General features: G+C 49.9%; 6 protein-coding genes. 2 read left to right on the top strand and 4 right to left on the bottom strand.

Going from position 1 to position 6,320, the window contains the following annotated elements; genetic code table 11:
• Positions 1-121: 121 nt before the first annotated feature.
• The 4 genes from P1U47_RS13200 to typA all read right to left on the bottom strand — a co-directional run bounded on the left by P1U47_RS13200 (position 122) and on the right by typA (position 4,326).
• Entirely contained in the window at positions 122-727 is a 606-nt protein-coding gene (locus P1U47_RS13200) for an outer membrane beta-barrel protein (RefSeq protein ID WP_301029506.1), read from the bottom strand.
• Between the two features lie 142 nt (positions 728-869).
• On the bottom strand, positions 870-1,307 hold the full coding sequence (dtd, locus tag P1U47_RS13195) for a D-aminoacyl-tRNA deacylase (protein ID WP_301029505.1): 438 nt from the start codon (positions 1,305-1,307) through the stop codon (positions 870-872).
• Between the two features lie 104 nt (positions 1,308-1,411).
• Complete coding sequence (pip, locus tag P1U47_RS13190; protein WP_301029504.1) at positions 1,412-2,383, bottom strand: prolyl aminopeptidase; 972 nt, start codon at positions 2,381-2,383, stop codon at positions 1,412-1,414.
• 134 nt (positions 2,384-2,517) lie between these two features.
• Positions 2,518-4,326 carry a translational GTPase TypA gene (typA, locus tag P1U47_RS13185; protein ID WP_301029503.1) on the bottom strand — a complete coding sequence of 603 codons (1,809 nt, stop codon included), beginning with the start codon at positions 4,324-4,326 and terminating at the stop codon, positions 2,518-2,520.
• A gap of 208 nt (positions 4,327-4,534) precedes the next feature.
• Between typA and P1U47_RS13180 the strand changes: the two genes are divergently transcribed.
• A complete protein-coding gene (locus P1U47_RS13180; RefSeq protein WP_301029502.1) occupies positions 4,535-5,848 on the top strand; it encodes a sodium-dependent transporter in 1,314 nt (437 codons plus the stop codon).
• Positions 5,849-5,862: 14 nt separating this feature from the next.
• Positions 5,863-6,318 carry a hypothetical protein gene (locus P1U47_RS13175; protein ID WP_301029501.1) on the top strand — a complete coding sequence of 152 codons (456 nt, stop codon included), beginning with the start codon at positions 5,863-5,865 and terminating at the stop codon, positions 6,316-6,318.
• Positions 6,319-6,320 lie beyond the last annotated feature (2 nt).

Below are 6,320 nucleotides of genomic sequence, written 5' to 3'. Positions count from 1 at the left end.
ACCAAGGCTACTATCTTAAAATAGGATGGGAAGGTGGGTTTGCCGGACGGTTACAGGATTTCGGTAAAACCCAGCAACAAAAAAGGCGCCACTGGCGCCTTTTTTGTAAACAAGTATTTAATTAAAACTGTAAGCGAGCATTTAAACCGATTTCATCGGTATCTAAGTCACCGATAAAGCTGCGGCTTATATTGGCGGCAACCGAAAACTGTGGCACCACGTAAACTCGAATACCCGCACCGAGGATCGCGCCGCTATCTGAGCCGCCGTAATCTGCGTCTTGGTAGGCTAAGCCACCCATCAAATTACCTTCAATATTATTGGTCAACCACGTTCTGGTCATAGCACTACCGGTTAAGGTATCAACATCGTAATTGTCCAGCGCGGGAATCTTGCTGCTTGACTCAGCAAAGCTGTAATCCAGCGCAAAAACTAAATCACTGCGCTCCGACATTCTCATGGGGTGGCCAACACCAATACTGACCGTGTCAAACTCTAGGTTTTTATCGACATCAAGATTACCCAAAGAGCCCCGCACAAAAATATTCTTATCCAGCGCTAGAGAGCCGCCGCCATAAATATAGTCGGCGTCTTCATTGTCGATATCCACATCAGCAAAACCGCCCTCAACATAGGTGTAGCTAAAATCTTTGGCGTACAGTGGGCTTGCGCCAATAACACCCAAGATACCTACGGCAAGTAATACTTTCTGTTTATGTAGCATCATCATCTATCTCCGTTGCGTTGATACCGGATTTAGACTGGAGATTAAGACACAGTTCCTGAATTTCAGAGAGAGTGTGACTTATCTACATAAACAGTTGAAAACAAAGACATTAAGGGAACTTAGTGGCGATAGGCCTGCCCAACTACGCTTCCAATAAAAATGTAACGGGGCCATCATTAATCAAGCTGACCTGCATGTCGGCGCCAAACTGGCCACTGGCAACCACACCATGCTGAGCACGTAATTCCCTCAGCGCAAACTCATACAAAATCTCTGCGCGAACCGGCTCTGCTGCGGTCGAGAAGCCTGGCCGACGACCTTTTTTGGTATCCGCTGCCAAAGTAAATTGCGAAACCAATAACACCCCACCGGCAACGTCGACCACAGACTGATTCATTTTACCGTTGCTATCGGAAAATACCCGATACTGAAGCAAACGCGTCATCATCTTGCTTATCGCCGCTTCGTCGTCGTGCTTTTCTAGCCCCAAAAAAACCAACAAGCCCTGCGCGATCTCACCAACACACTCACCATCGACTTCCACGCGGGCAAATTTAACCCGCTGTAATAACGCTTTCATTGAAACCTATATTTTAAATTTACAAAAAATTGATTAACTGTAACACCGCCCAGCGACCCTAAGGCCCTCGCGTTAACCGCCTCCCGTAAAGCGTAAAAGCCCAATCAATAACTCAATTCACCATTGCTAAGCAACTTGGCAATATCGTTACTGGCCTTAATTAAAGCATCAGTAATACTTGGCTCAAACGCCGAGTGACCGGCATCGCGAACAATATGCAGCTCGGCATTTGGCCAACGCTGGTGAAGTTCCACCGCACTCTCTAGCGGACAAATCATATCGTAGCGACCCTGCACAATAATACTTGGAATGTCTTCAATTTTGGGCATAGCAGCTAAGAGCTGGTTATCTGCCAAAAAGCCCTGATTCACAAAATAATGGGTTTCAATATGCGACATCGACACCGCGGTATGTGCGTCCATCAGGTGATCTTCCACATCATGATTCGGCCGCAGCGTTGAGCAGCGCGCCTCCCACAGCGACCACGCCTTGGCTGCCGACATCCGCGCCAATTCATTTTCGCCATGCAATATGCGGTGATAGGCCTCTATCCAATTCTCACCCTCGCGACGCAGTACTGCGTCATTAAAATCGTGCCAGTAGTCTGGAAATACGCGGCTGGCGCCACCCTCGCTATAGAACCACGCCAATTCTTTGGGACGGCACAGAAAAATTCCCCGCAAAATCATCGCCGCCACCCGCGCAGGATGCGCTTGGGCATAGGCCAAGCCAAGGGTTGAACCCCACGAGCCGCCAAACACCACCCATTTATCAATGGCGAGAAACTCGCGAATACGCTCCATGTCGGCAATCAGGTCTTGAGTGGTATTGTTTTGTAAACAGGCATGGGGTTCGGAATGACCACAGCCGCGCTGATCAAACAAAATAATGCGATAGCGCTCAGGATCAAAAAAGCTTCGCGCCTTTGGGCTGCAAGCAGCGCCTGGGCCGCCGTGCACAAAAATCACCGGAATACCGTCGGGGTTACCAGATTCTTCTAAATACAGAATATGAGGCGCCTGAACCGGCAATTGATGGGTTTTGTAGGGTTTTATATCGGGAAATAAGGTGAGCATAGCGTTGACCACATCCAATTAATGCACTGGATCAGTGTAGCGCAGACTGCGACTTAACGCTCAAAGGAATAATTCGGCGACCTAGAACAGGTCGCCGAGGAGCTGCTTACTTGGGTAAGCAGCTATCTACTAAATTACTTAGGAGCGCGTTTACGCTCGTTTTCTTTCAATAGTTTTTTACGCAAGCGAATGCTCTTTGGCGTTACTTCAACCAATTCATCGTCTTCGATGAATTCTAAAGCTTGCTCCAAGGTATGCTTGATGTGCGGCGACAGGGTCAGCGCTTCATCAGTACCGGAGGCGCGAACGTTAGTCAGCTGCTTAGCACGGGTAGGGTTAACAACTAAGTCGTTGTTGCGGTTATGAAGCCCAATAATCTGACCTTCATACACTTCCGCAGCGTGGCCCATAAACAAACGACCGCGATCCTGCAGGTTAAACAAACCGTAGCTCAGCGTCTTACCGCCAACCATTGACACCATTACGCCATTCTGACGACCAGCTAATTCGCCGCCCTTCACTTCGCCGTAGTGATCGAACACAGTAGTCATAATACCGCTACCAGAGGTCATCGTTAGGAACTGACCACGGAAACCGATCAAGCCACGGGCTGGCGCAATAAACTCAAGTTTAACGCGACCTTTGCCATCGGGTTCCATATTGCTCATCTCGGCTTTACGCAAGCCAAGCTCTTCCATAACCGAACCTTGGTGCTGTTCTTCAACGTCGATTACCACATGTTCAAAGGGTTCTTGAACCACGCCGTCAACGATCTTGGTTACAACTTCAGGGCGAGAAACACCCATTTCAAAACCTTCACGACGCATGGTTTCGATTAGTACTGACAAGTGAAGCTCACCACGACCAGATACCTTAAATTTATCTGGGGTCTCACCTTGCTCAACACGCAGTGCCACATTGTGAATAAGCTCTTGGTCAAGACGGTCGCGAATATTACGCGAGGTAACAAACTTACCTTCTTTACCAGCAAACGGTGAATCGTTTACTTGGAAAGTCATGCTTACCGTTGGCTCGTCTACGCTCAATGGCGGCAACGCTTCTGGGTGACCCGGTGCGCACAAGGTGTCAGAGATGTTCAGGCCTTCAATACCGGTTACACAAACGATTTCACCGGCCTTGCCTTCTGGTACTTCTACGCGCTCAAGCCCGTAGTAACCCATTACTGTCAGCAGTTTACACTTACGGGTTTTGCCATCGGCGCCAACCACAACCAGTTGGTCGTTGGCTTTCATGGTGCCGCGGGTAATACGGCCAACACCAATAACGCCAACATAGCTATTGTAATCGAGGGCCGAGATTTGCATCTGCAGCGGACCGTCGGCATCAACCTCTGGGGTTGGCACTTTGTCGACAATCATTTGAAACAAGGGGGTCATGTCTTCGGCCAGATCATTAAAATCTAGACCCGCAACACCATTAATTGCCGAGGCGAAAATAATGGGGAAGTCTAACTGCTCGTCTGTCGCGCCAAGGCGATCAAACAGATCAAAAACTTGATCCACAACCCAGTCTGGACGCGCGCCAGGACGGTCAACTTTGTTAACTACCACAATTGGGTTCAAGCCTTGCTCAAACGCCTTTTGGGTTACAAAGCGGGTCTGAGGCATGGGGCCATCAACCGCGTCCACCAGCAGCAATACACTGTCGACCATCGACAATACACGCTCAACCTCACCACCAAAGTCGGCGTGACCTGGGGTGTCTACAATATTGATTCGGTAGCCATTCCACTCAATTGCAGTGTTTTTGGCAAGAATGGTGATACCGCGCTCTTTCTCCTGGTCGTTGGAGTCCATGATCCGCTCGGAATCTTGGTTACGGCGATCAAGGGTTCCCGATTGACTCAACAGTTTATCCACTAGCGTGGTTTTACCGTGGTCAACGTGGGCGATAATGGCGATATTGCGCAGCGTATCAATCATGGAGGGGCTTCGTTGTTGGATAAAATGGCCGCGCATTATACAACAAGCCTGCCCCTCATAGCAGCAGGAAGTCACATATCTTCTTGGCAAAATCTACTAATTACGATTAAAAGAGCAAAATCAAGGTCTTGAGCATCCACGCGGTACCCGATACCCGCTACAATCAACCCATAACCCATTTTTCCTCTTTTCTACGGATAGCACTGCAATGACCACCGCAAATGTGACATGGAAAAGCCGCTGGACCTTTATTTTGGCCGCCACGGGCTCTGCGGTCGGCTTGGGCAATATCTGGAAATTCCCCTATATCACCGGAGAATACGGTGGCGGGGCTTTTGTACTGGTGTATCTCGGCTGCATTTTGCTCATTGGCATCCCAGTGATGATTGCCGAAATTATGGCCGGCCGCGCTGGGCGCAGCGACCCCGTACACAGCATGGCCAAGCTCGGCCGCGAAGCGGGCAAGTCCTCATACTGGGGCGCGGTGGGCGCCGCCGGCATTATTGCCGGCCTTATGATCATGATGTTCTACAGCGTTGTTGCTGGCTGGGCGCTGGAGTATGTCGCGCAAAGCGTGATGGGCGGCTATAGCAATGCCTCTACCCCCGAGATAGAAGCTAACTTCAGCAACTTACTTAGCAACAACACCCAGCAAACTATATGGCACTCGCTGTTCACCCTAATCACGGCAAGCGTCGTTGCAGGCGGCGTTGCCAATGGGATTGGCAAAGCAGTAGAGATACTCATGCCAATTTTATTTGGTTTTTTACTGCTATTACTCGGTTACAGCTGGTTTAACGGTGACTTTAGTGCGGGCCTGCACTTTATGTTCGACACCGACTTTAGCAAATTAACTGGGGAAGCCGTGTTAGTTGCTATGGGCCACGCCTTCTTCACCTTGAGCTTGGGTATGGGCGCAATCATGGCCTACGGCGCCTATTTCCCAGGCCACTCATCGATTGGCAAAACTGTACTCGCCATCGCCGCCCTCGATACCATTATTGCGCTAGTTGCGGGCATGGCCATGTTCCCACTGGTCTTTGCCAACGGCCTAACCCCTGGCCAGGGCCCAGGCCTAATGTTTGTCACCCTGCCCATCGCCTTTGCCAACATGAATGGCGGCCTATTTTTTGGCACCATCTTTTTCAGTTTAGTTAGTATTGCCGCACTCAGTTCGTCAATATCCTTGATTGAACCCGGTGTGGCCTGGCTGGAAAAATACGATGTAAAAAGACCGCTATCAACTTTCGGGCTGGCTGGTATTGCGTGGCTTGGCGGCTTAGCGTGCATTCACTATGGCGCCGTGTTTGATGCGCTAGACTACATAACCGCCAACATTATGCTGCCCATTGGCGGCTTATTAATTGCCATATTTGTCGGCTGGGTACTGCCAGCCAACACCACCGCTACCGAAGTGAGCATGGGCCGCGGTCTTATTTTCAAAGCTTGGCGCATAGCGCTGCGCTATATAGCCCCAGCGGGTATCCTGCTGGTCTTTTTAAATAGCCTTAAACTCATCTAAACAGGATCTATTCCGTGCGCAACCCGCTCTTAAATACCTTTATTATTGCCAGCTTAGTTCTGTTTGGCGGCCTTTATTATTACAGCGGCCAAGTGGAAGACCACTACAGCGACAACGCCGCACGCTACTTAAACGCCTCGCTAACCAGCATTTCAAGCTGGCAGGTGGCAGACCTAAAAGCCCAGCTATCGGCAGAAACTTTAGATAAGGTCGACGATGAGCAGCTGGCCAAATTGTGCGCGGACTACGCCCACCTAGGTCAATTTCAATCGATGGAAACGCCCTTGTTTTCGCGCTTAAGCGGCGCGCTGTCGCTGTTTAGCGAGCCGCCCAAATTAAGCTACAGCAGTAATGTTCACTTCGAACACGGCAACGCGGTAATGACCGCAACCCTTACTTTAGAAAAGCAGCATTTCAGGCTATACAATCTTAATCTTGGCAAGCCCGAACAAAGCCCAGCCGCCGAGTAACA

It is taken from the genome of Zhongshania sp., assembly GCF_029212375.1.
GTDB lineage: Bacteria > Pseudomonadota > Gammaproteobacteria > Pseudomonadales > Spongiibacteraceae > Spongiibacter.
The sequence above is the reverse complement of the archived record's forward strand: the minus strand, read 5'-3'. Positions and strand labels throughout refer to the sequence as shown.

Coding starts and splice junctions, on each gene's coding strand:
- P1U47_RS13200 (WP_301029506.1), bottom strand. CDS start 727: ATGATGCTACATAAACAGAAAGTATTACTTGCCGTAGGTATCTTGGGT.
- dtd (WP_301029505.1), bottom strand. CDS start 1,307: ATGAAAGCGTTATTACAGCGGGTTAAATTTGCCCGCGTGGAAGTCGAT.
- pip (WP_301029504.1), bottom strand. CDS start 2,383: ATGCTCACCTTATTTCCCGATATAAAACCCTACAAAACCCATCAATTG.
- typA (WP_301029503.1), bottom strand. CDS start 4,326: ATGATTGATACGCTGCGCAATATCGCCATTATCGCCCACGTTGACCAC.
- P1U47_RS13180 (WP_301029502.1), top strand. CDS start 4,535: ATGACCACCGCAAATGTGACATGGAAAAGCCGCTGGACCTTTATTTTG.